The 15,770-nt window shown below is 70.8% G+C and carries 13 protein-coding genes and 1 pseudogene; 9 read left to right on the top strand and 5 right to left on the bottom strand.

The window, feature by feature from the left end:
• Window positions 1-151: 151 nt before the first annotated feature.
• The 3 genes and pseudogenes from AC07FN_RS39285 to AC07FN_RS39275 all read left to right on the top strand — a co-directional run.
• The gene (locus AC07FN_RS39285; RefSeq protein WP_478400225.1) at window positions 152-1,135 is read left to right on the top strand and encodes a glycosyltransferase family 2 protein; all 984 of its coding nucleotides are present in this window, start codon (window positions 152-154) and stop codon (window positions 1,133-1,135) included.
• Window positions 1,135-3,618 carry a GtrA family protein gene (locus AC07FN_RS39280; protein WP_478400224.1) on the top strand — a complete coding sequence of 828 codons (2,484 nt, stop codon included), beginning with the start codon at window positions 1,135-1,137 and terminating at the stop codon, window positions 3,616-3,618. The genes AC07FN_RS39285 and AC07FN_RS39280 overlap by 1 nt, the downstream gene beginning before the upstream one ends.
• A pseudogene (locus tag AC07FN_RS39275) lies at window positions 3,615-4,274 on the top strand (PIG-L family deacetylase); the annotation flags it as partial. The gene AC07FN_RS39280 and the pseudogene AC07FN_RS39275, both read left to right, overlap by 4 nt.
• A gap of 291 nt (window positions 4,275-4,565) precedes the next feature.
• Here the strand turns inward: AC07FN_RS39275 and AC07FN_RS39270 are convergent.
• The 3 genes from AC07FN_RS39270 to AC07FN_RS39260 all read right to left on the bottom strand — a co-directional run bounded on the left by AC07FN_RS39270 (window position 4,566) and on the right by AC07FN_RS39260 (window position 7,655).
• Window positions 4,566-5,297 (bottom strand): hypothetical protein, encoded by a 732-nt coding sequence (locus AC07FN_RS39270; RefSeq protein WP_478400223.1) that lies wholly within the window; start codon window positions 5,295-5,297, stop codon window positions 4,566-4,568.
• Between the two features lie 48 nt (window positions 5,298-5,345).
• Window positions 5,346-6,710, bottom strand: a complete 1,365-nt coding sequence (locus AC07FN_RS39265) for an MFS transporter (protein WP_478400222.1) — start codon at window positions 6,708-6,710, stop codon at window positions 5,346-5,348.
• Between the two features lie 156 nt (window positions 6,711-6,866).
• Complete coding sequence (locus tag AC07FN_RS39260; protein ID WP_093277007.1) at window positions 6,867-7,655, bottom strand: DeoR/GlpR family DNA-binding transcription regulator; 789 nt, start codon at window positions 7,653-7,655, stop codon at window positions 6,867-6,869.
• 132 nt (window positions 7,656-7,787) lie between these two features.
• Here AC07FN_RS39260 and AC07FN_RS39255 point away from each other — a divergent pair, with 132 nt between their 5' ends.
• The 6 genes from AC07FN_RS39255 to AC07FN_RS39230 are packed head-to-tail and all read left to right on the top strand — an operon-like array spanning window position 7,788 to window position 13,989.
• Window positions 7,788-8,486, top strand: a complete 699-nt coding sequence (locus AC07FN_RS39255; protein WP_452619025.1) for an HAD family hydrolase — start codon at window positions 7,788-7,790, stop codon at window positions 8,484-8,486.
• A 48-nt stretch (window positions 8,487-8,534) separates the two neighbouring features.
• Window positions 8,535-9,593, top strand: a complete 1,059-nt coding sequence (locus tag AC07FN_RS39250) for a 2-hydroxyacid dehydrogenase (protein ID WP_358312014.1) — start codon at window positions 8,535-8,537, stop codon at window positions 9,591-9,593.
• Window positions 9,590-11,053 carry an FGGY family carbohydrate kinase gene (locus tag AC07FN_RS39245; RefSeq protein WP_478400221.1) on the top strand — a complete coding sequence of 488 codons (1,464 nt, stop codon included), beginning with the start codon at window positions 9,590-9,592 and terminating at the stop codon, window positions 11,051-11,053. Before AC07FN_RS39250 ends, AC07FN_RS39245 begins: the two co-directional genes overlap by 4 nt.
• 30 nt (window positions 11,054-11,083) lie before the next feature.
• Window positions 11,084-12,847 carry a dihydroxyacetone kinase family protein gene (locus AC07FN_RS39240; protein ID WP_478400220.1) on the top strand — a complete coding sequence of 588 codons (1,764 nt, stop codon included), beginning with the start codon at window positions 11,084-11,086 and terminating at the stop codon, window positions 12,845-12,847.
• On the top strand, window positions 12,844-13,335 hold the full coding sequence (locus AC07FN_RS39235) for a ribose-5-phosphate isomerase (RefSeq protein ID WP_478400219.1): 492 nt from the start codon (window positions 12,844-12,846) through the stop codon (window positions 13,333-13,335). The genes AC07FN_RS39240 and AC07FN_RS39235 overlap by 4 nt, the downstream gene beginning before the upstream one ends.
• A 12-nt stretch (window positions 13,336-13,347) precedes the next feature.
• On the top strand, window positions 13,348-13,989 hold the full coding sequence (locus tag AC07FN_RS39230) for a class II aldolase/adducin family protein (RefSeq protein ID WP_478400218.1): 642 nt from the start codon (window positions 13,348-13,350) through the stop codon (window positions 13,987-13,989).
• A gap of 49 nt (window positions 13,990-14,038) precedes the next feature.
• Here the strand turns inward: AC07FN_RS39230 and AC07FN_RS39225 are convergent, their stop codons facing one another.
• On the bottom strand, window positions 14,039-14,962 hold the full coding sequence (locus AC07FN_RS39225) for an RNA polymerase sigma-70 factor (RefSeq protein ID WP_478400217.1): 924 nt from the start codon (window positions 14,960-14,962) through the stop codon (window positions 14,039-14,041).
• Window positions 14,963-14,991: 29 nt separating this feature from the next.
• A complete protein-coding gene (locus AC07FN_RS39220) occupies window positions 14,992-15,465 on the bottom strand; it encodes a carboxymuconolactone decarboxylase family protein (protein ID WP_478400216.1) in 474 nt (157 codons plus the stop codon).
• Between the last annotated feature and the right edge of the window lie 305 nt (window positions 15,466-15,770).

Here is a 15,770-nt window from a genome sequence, read left to right as displayed (position 1 = left end):
TGTGGCGAAAAGCCGCCCCGGGCGGATTATTCGCCGGTGTGTCGGGAGGGGGTGCGGCGCGCCGCGGACCCTACGGTCGGCGCCGATTCGTTTGGCCCGCAGCGGCTTCCCGGTTCCTGCGGGAGCCGATCGACCTGGGATGAGACCTGCCATGTACCTCTCGATGGTGGTGCCGTGCTTCAACGAGGAGCACGGCCTGCAACGGTTGCACGACGCGCTGGTCGCGGCGCTGTCCGGGCGCGTCCGGGATTACGAGGTGATCCTGGTCGATGACGGCAGCACCGACCGGACGCTGCGCGAAGCGCGCCGGCTGGCGGCGCTGAACCCGCGCTTCCGCTACGTGTCGCTGAGCCGCAACTTCGGGAAGGAAGCGGCGATGCTGTGCGGCTTGCGGCATGCGCGGGGCGGCCGGGTTGCGCTGCTGGACGCCGATCTGCAGCATCCGCCGCGGCTGCTGCGGCGGATGCTGGCGCTGCTGGACTCCGGCTACGACCAGGTCGTCGCCCGCCGTGGCCGCGACGGGGAGAGCCGCGTCCGGTCGGCACTGTCCAAGATGTACTACTGGGCGTGCCGGCGGCTCGTGGACGTGCGATTGCAGGACGGTGCCGGGGATTTCCGGGTGCTGTCGCGGCGGGCCGTGGACGCGGTGCTGTCGTTGCCGGAGTACCACCGGTTCTCCAAGGGGTTGTTCGCCTGGATCGGTTTCGACACGGCGTACGTGTCGTTCCGGAACGTGCCGCGGGGCGGCGGCGGTTCGAGGTGGACCTTCGGCGCGCTGGTGAACTACGGCATCGACGGGCTGACCTCGTTCAACAGCAGGCCGCTTCGGCTGTCGATCTACCTGGGCGTGCTGGTGGCGCTGCTGGCGGGCGGCTACGTGCTCTTCGTCGTGGCGAACACCATTGTGGACGGTGTGCACGTGCCCGGTTACGCGACGTTGCTCGCCGGTGTGCTCGGGCTGGGCGGGTTGCAGCTGCTGTTCCTCGGGGTGCTCGGGGAGTACCTGGGCAAGAGCTACTTCGAGGCCAAGCGGCGGCCGCACTACCTCGTCAAGGAGTCGAGCCCGGAGTTCCATCCGCAGGCGCGTGCGCACCGGTTGCGCCCGGCCGCCGATCTGGCGTTGCAGGGGGAGTGATGTGGCGCGAGGCGAGCAGATCGGAGTTCGCGAGGTTCGCGCTCGTCGGCGGCGTGAACACGGCCGTGCACTGCACCGCCTACCTGGCGTTGTTGCTGCTGGTTCCGTACCTGGTGGCGCACCTGGTCGCGACGGCGGTGGCGACGCTGTGCTCGTACCTGCTCAACTGCCGGTTCACCTTCGGGGTGGTGCCGAACCGGCGGAGCCTGCTGCTGTTCCCGCTGTCCAACCTGGCCGTGATCGGGTTGAGCACCGCCGTCGTCGTGGTTTCGGTGGGGGTGTTCGGCGTCGATTCGAGGTTCGCCCCGGTCGCGGCGGGTCTGGTCGTGGTGCCCGTGGCGTTCCTGTTGAGCAGGGCGGCGCTCACCAGCGGACCGCGTCGCCGCGAACGGCGCGTCGACTGGCGGGGCGCGGTCGGTGTCGGGGCGGCCGTCGCGGTGCTGGGCCAGTTCCCGGTGCTGGTGAACCCGTCGTTCTACTTCTGGGACGACAGCGCGGCGCAGTTCCTCCCGATGTGGCACCGGCTGGGCGAGCGGCTGCTGGCCGGGGACTGGCCGCTGGGGTTGGACGTCGACTCGTGGATGGGCGGGAACCTGGCCGCCGAGGCGCTGTTCGGGATCTGGAATCCCGTGCACCTGCTGGATTTCCTGCTGGTGGTGTGGATCGGCGATCTCGCGGTCGGCGCGGCGGTGGTGAAGACGCAGTTCCTCGTCACGCTCGGCGTCGGGACGTTCCTGCTCTGCCGCGGTTACGGGACGACGCGCGGGATCGCGTCGGTGCTCGCGGTGGCGCTTCCGGTGTCCGGGTTCGTGCTGTACTTCCAGGCCGCGACCTGGGCGGGCGGGCTCATGGGCTTCGCGTGGCTGCCGTGGGCGTGGTGGGCTTTGCGGCGGCGGAGGCCTGCATTCGCGGCGTGGCTGCTGTGCTACCTGTGCGTGTCCGCCGGTGATCCCTACGGTGTGCTGGCGCTGGGCGTGATCTTCGCCGGGCTGCTGGCGGAAACCGGCCGGGACCGGCCGCGCGTCCGGCGATTGGTGCTGGTGGGAGTGGCCGTCGCGGCGAGCCTGCCGCTGGTGTTCTTCCCGGTGCTGGCGGCATCGGCGGTGGGGTGGCGGTCCGGGCACGAGCTGTTCAACATCGGCCGGCTGGTGCCGGGCATCGGTGATCTGCTGGCCGCGAGCATGCCCTCGTTCGTGCCGCAGATCCTGTCCTTCGGCGCCTTCCGGATGTCGGTGCCCGCCACGTACTTCGCGTGGTTCGCCGTCCCGCTGCTGGCCTGGCTGGACTGGCGGTCCGCCGGAGTGCTGTGGCGCCGCTGCCGGTGCGCGGTGGTGGTGGCGGGCTGCTACTTCCTGCTGTGCCTGGGGCCGTCCAACGTGTGGCTGTTCCGGTGGCCGCTGCGGCACGTTGCGGTGCTGCACCTGGCGTTGGCGGTGCTGCTCGCCGTGGCGCTGTCGCGGGGTTTGCGCACCGACCACTTCAAGGTGCGGCTGGCGTGTTCCGCGGGATCTGTTCTGCTGGGCGGCTATCTCGCGTTCGCGGCGTGGCCCTCGCTGGCGCCGAAGCACCTCGTGTCGCTGGGCGTGATCTTCGTGCTGCTCGCCGTCTTGGTGCACCGTAACCGGTTGCTCGCCGCGGTGCTGCACCTCGGTACGGTCTGCGCGCTTGCGCTGCAAATGGCCTGGTTCCCGGCGAACCGGGATGTCGCCGTCTACAACTTCCCGCCCTCCGTCGCCGAACTCCGGTCCCGCTACGCGGAATTCCGCGGCGGAACCCTGGTGCAGATCGCCGACCGCGACCTGATCCCGCCCGAAGACGTCGCCTCCCGGAGCGCGTGGCGGCACCTGCTGTTCGGCAACATGCACGCGGCCGCCGGGGTCGCGAGCCTGGTGTCCTACACCGGAATCGGCCACGACGCCCTGCACCGCCGCTTCTGCCTGAGCTACTACGGGGCCACCTGCCCGCAGGCCTACGACCGGTTGTGGGACGGGTTGGCCGACCGGCTCAAGGCGACCCGCGTCGTGGTGCAGCGCCGCCTCCGCGAGGTGACCGAAGCGCCGGCGGGCTGGCGGATCGCCCGGCGGAACAGCGATGTCGTTGTGCTGGAACGGGAATCGGCCCTGCCTTGGCCGTACGGGCGGTTGAGTGCCAGCCGCGGCGTGGAGGTCTTCGACGACCTGCAGCACGGGCAGCGCAGCGAGACCGTGCGGTTCGGCCGCACCGGTGATCGGGCGGAGCTGGTCTTCGCGCGCCTGGCCTGGCCGGGCTATCAGGCCACAGTGGACGGACGTCGTGTGCCGGTCGGGGGAACCGAAGCGGGTTTGCTCGTCGTGCGCCTGCCGCCCGGTCTGCCCGGCGGCACGCTCGCGTTGTCCTGGAGTCCACCCGGATTCGTCCTGCACCTCCTGCTGGCGTGCGCGGGAGCGCTGCTCGCGATGGTGCTGACCGTCGTCCCGCTGAGCGCGAGGAGGAAACCGCGATGAGAGGACTTGCCGCCGCGATCGCGGTGCTGCTGATCGCCTTGCTCGTCGATCCCGCCGCTGCCGCGCAGGCGCGTTCCCACCTGCAGGTCGTGGCGCATCCCGACGACGACATCCTGTTCATGAACCCGGACCTGGCCATCTCGATCCGCTCCGGCGCGACCGTGACGACGGTGTTCCTGACGGCGGGGGAGAGCGACGTGCGGCCCGCCGCGCGGTATGCCGCGCAGCGGCAGGCCGGGGCGCGGGCGGCATTCGCGGCGATGGCCGGAGTTCCCGACGCCTGGGACCGTGCCGGGCTGGCGCTGCCCGGCGGCCGTCAGGCCGAGGTGCAGACCTTGCGCGATCGGCCTCGGGTGCGGCTGGTGTTCCTGAACCTGCCCGACGACAACGACCCGCACGCCACGGGAGGCAAGCACGCGCTGACCCGGCTCTGGCACGACCCGACTGCCAAGGTCGAGACACTGCGACCGGAAGGTTCGGTGCTGGCGGGAACCAGCGTCCACGACCGCGCCTCGGTGCTCGATGCGCTGGCCCGGCTCCACCGGCGGTTCGCTCCCGGCATCGTGCGGACCCACGATCCCGAGCCGGACGTCCGGTACCAGCCGCAGTGGGGAAGCCACCACGATCACCCGGACCACGTGATGACCGCGCGATTCGCCGAGCTCGCGATGCGATCAGCCGGATCGGCGTACCTGGTCCACTACCGCGACTACAACATCGCGGATGCGCCACCGAACCTGCCTGCGGAGATCGTCGACGACAAGCGCGCGATCTTCGCGCGCTACGCGGAGCACGACGCCGAGGTGAGCATGGCGGAGCCCTATGCGACGTGGCTGCGAAGCATGCGGCACCGCTGGCCGTGGAGCGCGAACTGGGCCACGACCGGCCGGAACGGTGGGCTCTCGTACGCCTACGTACGAGGTGGAATTCTCTTCGAAGGCAACGAATCAGGGGAGTCCGTTGTGGACACGTCGGGCTTCATGCCGCGAGAGGGGGCGGTGGGGTTCGCGGATCCGGGCGCGCTCGTGATCCAGGACCGCACCGGCACGATCCTGCTTCGCAACGGGACGAACCGCTGGCAGGACCTCGGCGACCCGTCGGCCGGGCCACCGGCGGCCGTCACGACGCCGGACGGCAGGACGCTGGTCGCGGTCCGCAACGCGCGCGGCGGCGTGAGCACGCGGTTCGCCGATCAGGCGGCCTGGACGGACCTCGGCGGCGCCGGGGTCGTCGACACCGTTTCGGTGCTGCTGACCGGAACCGGGGAGGTGCACGTCTTCGCCGCCGCGCGAGCCGGGCTGCTGCACTGGCGGCTCGACGGCTCCGGCGGCAGTCTCGTCGCGCCGCCGGAAGCGCACCGCCCGGCAGGATCCGTTGCCGTCGCGCGCGGCCGCCAGTCCTTCGCGGCGTTCCGGGAGGCCGCGACCGGGCGGCTGGTCGTGCTCGGCGAACACGCGGGATGGGCGCCGGTAGCCTCGATCGACGCCGCCGCCACGTCCGATCCGGCGCTTGCCGTGCTGGACGGCGACATCCCGATCGTCGCGGCCCGCGACGCCGAAGGCCGGATCGCGGTGTCCGGCACCACCACGACCGTCCTCCCCGGCCGGATCGCCGGGCCGCTCGCGTTCACCCCGGGCGGTCGCCACCTGGTCGCGCTCGGCGACGACGGCCGAATGCACGTGAGCCCGCGTCCTCGGGACGCGGGCTCACGACGGCGGCGGTGGACCTTACGCGGAGGACCGGGCCGTCGTGACGTGCTGCGCAGCTCGCTGCGCCAGCTTCTGCTCGCCGGGGTCGCAGCCGTCCTTGACCTTCAGGCTCAGGAACGCCACCAGGATGTAGAGCACGCTGAACGCGATGGCCACCCCGCCGCCGCCGACCAGCGGGAACAGGATCGTGACCACGACCGGGCCGACGAACGCCGCGCCACCGGCACCGAAGTTCAGGATCGCCAGGGCCGAACCCTTGTCCTTGGGCGAGACCATCGACGGCATCAGCGCCGACAGCGGGACGAACCCGGCCAGCAGGATGCCGTAGACGACGCCGAAGGTAGCGGTCACCGCGAAGCTCTGGGTGGACACGGCGGTGAAGTACCACAGCGGGGTCGCGATGGCGCAGCCCGCGCAGCCGAACCAGGTGATCGTGCGGCGCCAGCCGAAGCGGTCGCCGAACACGCCGAAGAACAGGTTCGCGGCGATGTTCGCGCCGTAGCTGATCGACGCGAGGGTGGCCAGCTGCGGAGCGGTGAGGAAGCCACCGCCCGGCGTGGCCGGGCCGAGCACGAACGGGAACATCGCGAAGAAGCCGTACTGCGGCGCGGTGTTGACGATGCGGATCAGGCCGCCGGCCAGGGTGCGGCGGTCGCGCCAGAGGATGTCCACACCCTCGCCCAGCCGCTTGAGGCTGCGCGGGTTGGCGACCGTCTCGTCGGCGATCGGCTTGAGACCGTGCTCCTCGCGGACCGCGAAGCTACCGATGAGCACACCGATGGTGACCACCACCAGCGACAGCACCAGCGTGCCGTGCTGGCTCAGGCCGAACACGCCGATGGAGACCGCGGCCACCGCCGCGCCCAGGGTCGGCAGACCACCGGTGAAGGCGAACCAGAACCACCCGGCGACCGAACCGCGCATCTTCGTGGGGCTGGCGATCTGCGCCCACACCAGGAACGCGAACGCGAACAGCGGGTAGGCGAAGCCGCGGATGCCGTAGGTGGCGACGATGAGCGTCGGGTTCTGCGAGGGCAGCGCCACGAACAGGAACAGGGCCTCGAACACGACCCACCAGGCGCCACCGAGCCACATGACCCGGCGCGGGCCCCAGATGGAGGAGAGCGTCCCGGAGAACCACGCGGCGATCATGGCCGCGACGCCGTAGAGCGTGACCGTGGCGAACGCCGCGGTAGCGCCGGGCAGTCCGCCGCCCTCGGGTTGCTGCAGGTAGTCCGACAGGAAGGTGGTCTCAACGCCGTCGCCGATCATGAAGATCAGCACGGCGACGAAGCCCCAGAAGAGCTGCCTGGGGATACCGATGCGGTCGAGTCTGCTGGCCGGCCGCAACGACTCGGCATCCGCAGAGGTCTGTTGGGACATCACTGTCTCCAAGGAATCGGAACTTCCCGGTGGTGCGCGGCTAGGACGCGCCCCCGGTCGACGGGTGCTGGCTATCATGCACCTTGTTCAGTTTAACGCGCAAGACGTTAATTCATTTGCAATCTAGTGTGAAGATCAACAGTGCCGCCGGTCTGCTCACTCCACCGGCGACAGTCGGACGTCGGTCTCCTCGCGCATCTCCTCGACCAGCGCCGCGTCCAGTTCGCCCGCCAGCAGCACGTGGTCGAAGGCGCGCACCGGCGCGAACTGGTGCAGCGCCGAGCGGGCCACCTTGCTGGCGTCCATCATCAGCACCTTGGTCGTCGCGCTGGCCAGCATCGCCCGCTTGACCAGCACGATCTCCTGCTCCTGGTGGTAGGTCAGCCGCGCGTTCATCGCCGAGGTGGACAGGAACACGATGTCCACCGAGAAGGTGCTGATCATCTCCTGGCAGGGCAGGCCCAGGTAGGAGTCGTGGGTGCGGGAGTACTCGCCGCCCAGGCCGATCAGCCGGATGTCCGGCACGTCGCGCAGCGCCTCCTGGACCTGGCGGTAGTTGCTGACCACGGTCAGCGGGCCGACCTCGGGCAGCAGCCTGGCCAGCGCGAGCGCGGTGGTCGAGTCGTCCAGCATCACCGACATGCCGGGCGTGATGAACTGCAGCGCGTCCTTGGCCAGCGCTTCCTTCTCGACGGTGTGGGTGTGCAGCCGGAAGTCCGAGCTGCTCTCGAACACTGTGGACGGCTGGGCGGAGACACCGCCGTGGTACTTGCGCAGCAGGCCCCGGGTGACCAGGTCGTCGAGGTCGCGGTGCACCGTCATCAGGCTGACGCCGGTCAGCTCGGACAGTTCCGCGGCGCTGGCGAACCCCTGCCCGACCACGTGGTCGATGATCTTCTGCTGCCGCAGGAGCCGGGCGGACTGCTTCTTCGGTGCGGACGACATGCGGCCATCTTGCCCCGTGGTGCGGAGCACGTGCCGCCGGACATCGCAGACTCACGGAAGTATCACTCTGAGGGTGACACTTAACGTCAATCATGTTAATTTGACCGTGTCAGTGTTTGGCGGGAGGTAAAGATGACCCAGCCCGAAGGGCCGAACGGCACCCACCGCGCGGTCGTGTTCGACATGGACGGCGTCCTGGTCGAGAGCGAGCACCTGTGGGAGCGGATGTGGGCGAAGTTCGCCGCCGCTCGCGGCAAGACCTGGACGGTGGAGCAGACCCGGCAGGTGCAGGGCATGAGCGCCCCCGAGTGGTCGGCGTTCCTGGCCGACTTCAGCGCGGCCCCCGAGTCCGCGGCGGAGACCGAGCGCATCGTCGTCGACGACATGATCGCCGCGCTCGACGGCGGTGAGATCGAGCTGCTGCCCGGCGCCGAGAAGATGGTCACCGAGGTCGCCGCGCGCGCCCCGATCGCGCTCGCCTCGTCCGCGCCGCGCCGGCTCATCGACGCGGTCCTGGACCGCCACGGCCTGATCAAGCACTTCACGGCGACGGTCTCCAGCGCCGAGGTGCCCAAGGGCAAGCCCAGCCCCGACGTGTACCTCTCCGCCGCGGAGAAGCTCGGCCAGGACTCGCGGCACTGCCTGGCGGTCGAGGACTCCAGCAACGGGTTGCGCGCCGCCGCCGCAGCGGGGATGACTGTGGTGGCCATTCCCAACTCCGACTACCCGCCGGCCGAAGACGCCCTGGCCGGGGCCAGCTACGTCGCCACCGACCTGGACGACGTCCGGGCGCGCCTGGTGAGCGGACTGCCCGAACCGGTCGGCAGCTGACGACCGCGGCAGCCGAGCTCACCGAAAGCAAGAGACAAAGGAGTCCTCATGACCAGCGTTCTGGCCGCAGGTGACCACTTCGTCGCTCCCGAGGTGTTCGTCGACGCCCTGCGCAACAGCGCCGGCGCGCACGACCTGCAGTTCAGCACCCTGAAGCTGCCGTGGCCCATCGAGCCGTTCGGCCCGGTCGGCAACGTCCACGAGGCCAGCGGCACCGAGCAGCAGCTGCTCGACGCGCTCGGCGGCGTGGAGATCGTCGCCACCCAGATGGCGCCGTTCACCGCGGACGTGCTGGCCAACAGCCCGCAGCTGAAGTTCGTCGGCGTCTGCCGCGGCGGCCCGGTGAACGTGGACCTGCAGGCCGCCACCGACAACGGCGTGATTGTCAGCTACGCGCCGGGCCGCAACGCCGCCGCGGCCGCCGAGTTCGCGGTCGGCCTGACCCTCGCCGCGCTGCGCCGCATCCCCGGCTCCGACGCCGAGCTCAAGGCGGGCAACTGGCGCGGTGACTACTACGCCTACGAGAACGCCGGCATCGAGCTGGAAGGCTCCACCGTCGGCCTGGTCGGCTACGGCGCGATCGGCAAGATCGTGGCCCGGGTGCTGAAGGCCTTCGGCGCGCACGTGCTGGTGTCCGACCCGTTCGTCAAGGCCGAGGACGCCGCCAACGACGGCGTCGAGCTCGTCGAGCTGGAGGCGCTGCTGCGGCGCAGCTCCGTGGTCAGCCTGCACGCGCGGCTCACCCCGGAGACCAAGAACCTGCTCAACGCCGACAACCTCAAGCTGCTGCCGGAAGGCGCGGTGCTGATCAACTCCGCGCGCGGCGGGCTGCTCGACTACGAGCCGCTGCCGGAGCTGCTGAAGTCCGGCCGCCTCGGCGCCCTGGCGGTGGACGTCTACGACATCGAACCGCCGCCGCGCGACTGGCCGCTGTTCGACGCGCCGAACGTCATCACCACGCCGCACCTGGCCGGGGCGACCCGCCAGACCGCGCACCGCGCCGCCGAGATCGTCGCCGGCGAGGTCGCCCGCTTCCTGGGCGGGGAGCGGCCGCGCTTCGTCGCCAATCCGGACGTGCTGGCCAAGTTCGAAGGCCTGCGGCCATGATCGTCGGGGTCGACGTCGGCACGTCGGTGACCAAGGCGTCGCTGCTCAACCGCGATGGCACGGCGCTGGTCACGCACAGCAAGCGCAGCGCGCTGCACCGGCAGTCCGGCGGCCGGGTCGAGCAGGACCTCGAAGAGGTCATCGGCTCGGTCGTCCAGGTGGTGCGCGAGGTCGCCGCCGCGGCCGAGCAGGTCGGCGAGCCGGTCGAGGCGCTGGCCATCACCGGTCAGGGCGACGGGCTGTGGCTGCGCGACCACCAGGGGCAGCAGGTCGGCCCGGCCATCTCGTGGCTGGACGCCCGCGCCGCGAACGTGCTGGACCGCTGGGAATCCTGCGGCGTGCAGCGGAAGGTGTACGGGCTGACCGGGTCGGGGATGTTCCCCGGCTCGGCCGGTCCGCTGCTGGCGCACCTGGCCGAACACGCCCCGGAGCGGCTGGAGCGCGCCGCGGTCGCCGGCTACTGCGTGGACGCGATCGTGCAGCGCTTCACCGGTGAGATCACCGTAGACGCCTCCGACGCGTCGCTGCCGTTCCTGGACGTGCCGAACCGCAGCTACTCGCAGGAAGCGCTGCAGGCCTGCGGCATCGAGGAGCACCGGCGGCTGCTGGCCGAACCGGCTCCGCCGAACAAGCTGTTCGCGCTGGACGGCAAGAGCGCCAAGGACCTGGGGCTGCCCGCCGGGCTGCCGGTGTCGGCGGGCCCGTTCGACCTGCCCGCCTGCGCGTTCGGCTCCGGCGTCAGCGACGTCGGCGACGGCAGTCTGGTGATCGGCACGACCCTGGGCTGCCAGGTGCTGCGCGACGAGGTCGTCATCGACCCGGACGGCGAGGTCGCGGGCATGTGGCTGGCGACGCCGCTGCCGGACCGGTACCTGCGGGTGATGCCCGCGATGGTCGGCACCGCCAACCTGGACTGGGTGCTGAGCATGGTCGGCGCCGGCGTGGACCAGCTGGAAACGTTGCTGGGCAACAGCAAACCCGGTGCCGACGGCGTGTCGGCGCTGTCGTTCCTGTCGAGCTCCGGCGAACGCGCCCCGTTCGTCGAGCCGCACGCCCGCGGCCAGTTCACCGGGCTGTCGCTGGAAACCTCGCAGTCCGACCTGGTGCGCGCGATGTGCGAGGCGGTGGCCTACGCGGCGCGGCACAACCTGGAGACCGCGGGCCTGACCGGTGAGGTCTCGGCGTGCGGTGGCGGCGCGCGATCGGCGGCGTGGAGCCAGATCTTCGCCGACGTGCTGGGCCGGCCGCTGCACGTGCCCTACGAGGAAGGCGTCGGCGCGCGTGGCGCGGCGATGACCGCGTGGGACTCGCTGGGTGAGCCGGTGGACCGGGCCAAGTGGGCCGCGGCGCGGCGCACCGTGGTGCCGCACCCGAACGCCGTGGAGTTCTACGAGCGCGGCTACCGCGAGTACCTGGAATCGATCGACCGCGCCCGCCCGTTGTGGGGCGCGACCTCCTGACCTGCAAGACATGGCGCTGAGGAGCAGCAGATGACGCGCTTGTACGACGATCCCGCGTCGTTCACCGAGGACATGGTGACCGGTTTCGTGGCGGCGCACCCCGATTACGTCCGGCAGGTGCCGGGCGGCGTGGTGCGGGCGAAACGCGCGCGGCAGGGCAAGGTCGCCGTGGTCACCGGCGGCGGCTCCGGGCACTACCCGGCGTTCTGCGGGGTGGTCGGCCCGGGCTTCGCCGACGGCTCGGTCATCGGCAACATCTTCACCTCGCCGTCGGCCGACGACGCTTACTCGGTGGGCCGTGCGGTCGACCGCGGTGCCGGGGTGGTTTTCTCGTTCGGCAACTACGCCGGCGACAACATGAACTTCGGGCTGGCGGCGGAACGCCTGGAACGCGACGGGATCCGCGCGCACAACGTGGTGGTGACCGACGACGTGGCCAGCGCCCCGGCGTCGGAGCAGACCAAGCGCCGCGGCGTGGTCGGCGACTTCGTGGTGTTCAAGGTCGCCTCGGCGGCGGCCGAGGAGGGCTACTCCTTCGACGAGGTGGTGCGGGTCGCCGAGCACGCGAACGCGCGCACCCGCAGCCTCGGCGTGGCCTTCGACGGCTGCACGCTGCCGGGCCAGGACCAGCCGCTGTTCGAGGTGCCCGAGGGCCGGATGGGGCTCGGGCTCGGCATCCACGGCGAGCCCGGCGTTTCCGAGCGCGACCTGCCTTCGGCGTCGGAGCTGGCGAAGATCCTCGTCGACGGCCTGCTCGCGGAGGCCCCGGAGGCCGGTGCGGCGAAGCCGCGGGTGACGGCGATCCTCAACGGGCTCGGCGCCACCAAGTACGAGGAACTGTTCGTGGTCTGGGGCACCGTGTCCCGGCTGCTGGCGGAGGCGGGCGTGGAGGTCGTCGCGCCCGAGGTGGGCGAGCTGGTGACCAGCCTGGACATGGCCGGTTGCTCGCTGACCCTGACCTGGCTGGACCCGGAGCTGGAGCGGTTGTGGCAGGCGCCGGCCGACACCCCCGCCTACCGCAAGGGGAACGTCGTCCTCGCCGAAGCGGAAGAGTCCGATGTGGACGAAGAGCTGCCGCCGGCACCGGAGAAGGTGATGGTGGTGGCTCCGCCGGAGGGGCAGGCGACGGCGGCGGTCGTGGGGAAGGCCCTGCACGAGGTGGCGGACCTGCTGCACGACAAGGAAGAAGAGCTCGGCCGCCTCGACGCGATCGCAGGCGACGGCGACCACGGCCGCGGCATGACGCGCGGCAGCGCGGCAGCGGTGGCGGCCGCGGACGAGGCCGTGGCGCAGGGCGTCGGCCCGGCCGCGGTGCTGGTCGCGGCGGGCGACGCGTGGGCGGCGAAGGCTGGCGGCACGTCGGGCGTGCTGTGGGGCGCGGCGCTGCGGTCGTTCGGCGACCTGCTGCCGGATCACCGCGCGGCCATGGCCAACGACCTGACCGCGGGCGCCTCGGCGGCTCTCGCGGCGGTGCAGCGCTTGGGCCGCGCGGAGCTCGGCGACAAGACGCTGGTCGACGCACTGGTGCCATTCGTGGAGGAGCTGCGCGCTGCCGTCGAGGCGGGTGCGACCGGCACCGAGGCGTGGCAGCAGGCCGCGAAGGCGGCGACGAAGGCCGCCGAGAGCACCGCGGAGCTTCGGCCCCGCACCGGGCGCGCGAGGCCGCTGGCCGAGCGCAGCGTCGGAACTCCGGACCCGGGCGCGACGTCGCTGGCGCTCGCGCTCACCCGGATCGGGACGGTACTCGCCGGCGGTGCTGGGCTCGCCGGGAACGGGAAGGATGGCGAGAAGTGACTGAGCAGGCGCCGCTGCGCATCGTGGTCGGCTCCGACGACGCGGGGCTGCAGTACAAGGATGCGCTGAAGAAGGACCTGGAGAACGATCCCCGGGTGGCCGGCGTGGTGGACGTGGGCGTCGGCTCGGACGAGCACACCGCGTATCCGCACGTGGCGGTCAACGCGGCACGGCTGGTCGCCGAGGGCGAAGCGGACCGGGCGCTGCTGGTGTGCGGCACCGGGCTCGGCGTGGCGATCAGCGCGAACAAGGTGCCGGGCATCCGGGCCGTCACCGCGCACGATAGCTACTCGGTGGAGCGGTCGGTGCTCAGCAACAATGCCCAGGTGCTGTGCTTCGGCCAGCGCGTGGTCGGCTTGGAGCTGGCCCGGAAGCTGGCGTCGGAGTGGCTGGAGCACCGGTTCGACGAGTCTTCGCCGTCGGCGGAGAAGGTCGCCGCGATCAAGGGCTACGAGTCGGCGCCGGAATCTTCCGGCGCCACCTGCTGAACGAGGGATGAAGTGAGCAGTTCGCGTTTGGCCGAGCAACGGCGCGAGGTCATCGAGATCGCCCGGCGGATGACGTCGGACCGGCTGGTGGTCGGCACGTCCGGGAACGTGTCGGTCCGCAGCGGTGATCTGGTGGCGGTGACACCGTCCGGCGTCGACTACGACAAGCTGGCGGTGGCCGACATCCCGCTGGTGGACCTCACCGGCGAGGTGGTGGAGGGAGACCTCAAGCCGACGTCGGAACTGCCGATGCACCTCGCCGCCTACCAGCGGCACGACGCCGGGGCAGTGGTGCACACGCATTCGCTGAACGCGACGGCGTTGTCGTTGCTGCGCAACGACGTTCCGGCGGTGCACTACCAGCTCGCGGACTTCGGCGGCACCGTGCAGGTGGCGGAGTACGCCACGTTCGGCAGCGACCAGCTGGCCGAGACGATGTCCAAGGCGCTGGAAGGACGCGCCGGGTGCATCCTCCGGAACCACGGAACGATCACCATCGGGGCGAGCCTGTCGCAGGCCTACAACAGGGCGCGGCAGCTGGAGTGGCTCTGCGAACTCTGGCTGACCGCGAGCCGAGCGGGCGAACCGAGCCTGCTCAGCGACGCGGAACTCGCGCGCTGCGCGGAACTGTTCGCGGGCTACGGCCAGAAGTAGCACGGAGCTCGATGGCGCGGAGCGCGCACCGGCGCGTTCCGCGACATCGTCATTTCCGGCCCCGACGGACCTGCTTCACCTCGCGGTCGACGGCCCAGGCGTCGCCGACCGGCCCGATGTGGCCGAGCTTGTCGGGGTTGATCACGCCCCGGATGGCCTGGATCTGCCCGTCGAGCACATCGAGGACCATGGTGTACAGGATCTTGCCGTCCCGGTCGCGGAAGATGGCACCGGGCTGGCCGTTGACCTCGCGCGGCTCGAACATCACGTCGACCCGGATCAGCCAAGGGAAGAAGGCGCCCAGCACCCGGGCCACGTTCTCGGCACCGACGACGGCCCGGGCCAGCTGCGGGGCCTTCCCGCCGCCGTCCCCGACCAAATGCACGTCGGCGGCCAGCAGGCTCTGCAGCGAGCCCACATCGCCGTCCTTCAACGCATCGAAGAACCGCGTCGCCAACTCCTGCCGCTCCTGCCGATCGGCTGCGAACCTCGGCCGCCCGGCCTCCATATGACGTCGTGCCCGCACCAGCAGCTGCCGACAGGCCGACTCCGAGCGCCCCACCGCCGAAGCGATGTCGTCGAACCCGAAGGCGAACACGTCCCGAAGCACGAACACCGCCCGCTCCAGCGGGCTGAGCCGCTCCAACAACAGCAGCGCCGCCATCGACACCGAGTCCGCCAGCTCCGCCGCCCGGCCCGGATCCTGGTAGGGATCGCTGAGTAACGGCTCGGGAAACCACGGGCCGACGTACTCCTCGCGCCGCACCCGCGCGGAACGCAGCACGTCGATCGCGATCCGCGTCACCGTGGCGGACAGGAAGGCCTTGGTCGACGTGGGCAGGGTCGAGGAGCGGTCGAAGCGCAGCCACGTCTCCTGCACCGCGTCCTCGGCCTCACCGACACTGCTCAGGATCCGATAGGCGATCGAGAACAGCAGCGGCCGCAGCTCTTCGAACTCCTCGACCTTGCTCACGCCGACTCTCCTCCAGTTGAAGCTGTAGTTCAGTGGAACTGCCCGGGCACGTAGTCGCCGGCCGGTTGCTGGGTGATGATGTTCAGCCGGTTCACCATGTTCATGAAGGAAACCATGAGCACCAGGGCGGTGAGCTGCTCCTCGTCGTAGTGCTTGGCGGCGCGCGCCCACACGTCGTCGCTGACGCCGGTGGCCGCATCCGCGACCCGGGTTCCCTCCTCCGCCAGTTCCAGAGCGGCACGCTCGGCCTCGGTGAAGACCGTGGCCTCCCGCCACGCCACGACCAGGTTCAGCCGCACCGAGGTCTCACCGGCAACGGCGGCATCCTTCGTGTGCATGTCGATGCAGGCGGCGCAGCCGTTGATCTGGCTCACGCGCAGCGCCACCAACTCCTGCGTCGCGGCGGGCAGCGGGCCTTCCTTGAGTGCCTTGCCCACCGACATGAGGTACTTGCTGGCCTTGGCGGCGGTCGGGCTGGCGAGGTAGTTCAGTCGCGCGTCCATGGTGTGCTCCTCCGTGGTCGTCAGTGGCTACACCTCCCGAGACGAGGTGACTCGACTCCCTGTGACATCGCAGAATGTGACCTGCGTCTCCTCGCTGCTGGCATGTGCGCTTCCCAGGTCCCGGCCCGTCCGGTCGACACCTGGTTCGGCGCTGGCGCGTGGAGCGGCTGCAGGCCGAACAACTCCGACAAACGGGCCGCTCCACATCCGGGCGTCATGGTTCGCCCGCCGGGTCCCGTGGTGCGGGGATGAGTTCCCGGAGGTGTTCGCGGTGTTGGGTGGGTAGTGCTGTGCCGCCTGGTCTG

The sequence above is a fragment of the Saccharopolyspora sp. NPDC045941 genome, from assembly GCF_056431445.1.
This window is presented reverse-complemented; position numbering and strand designations above follow the sequence as displayed.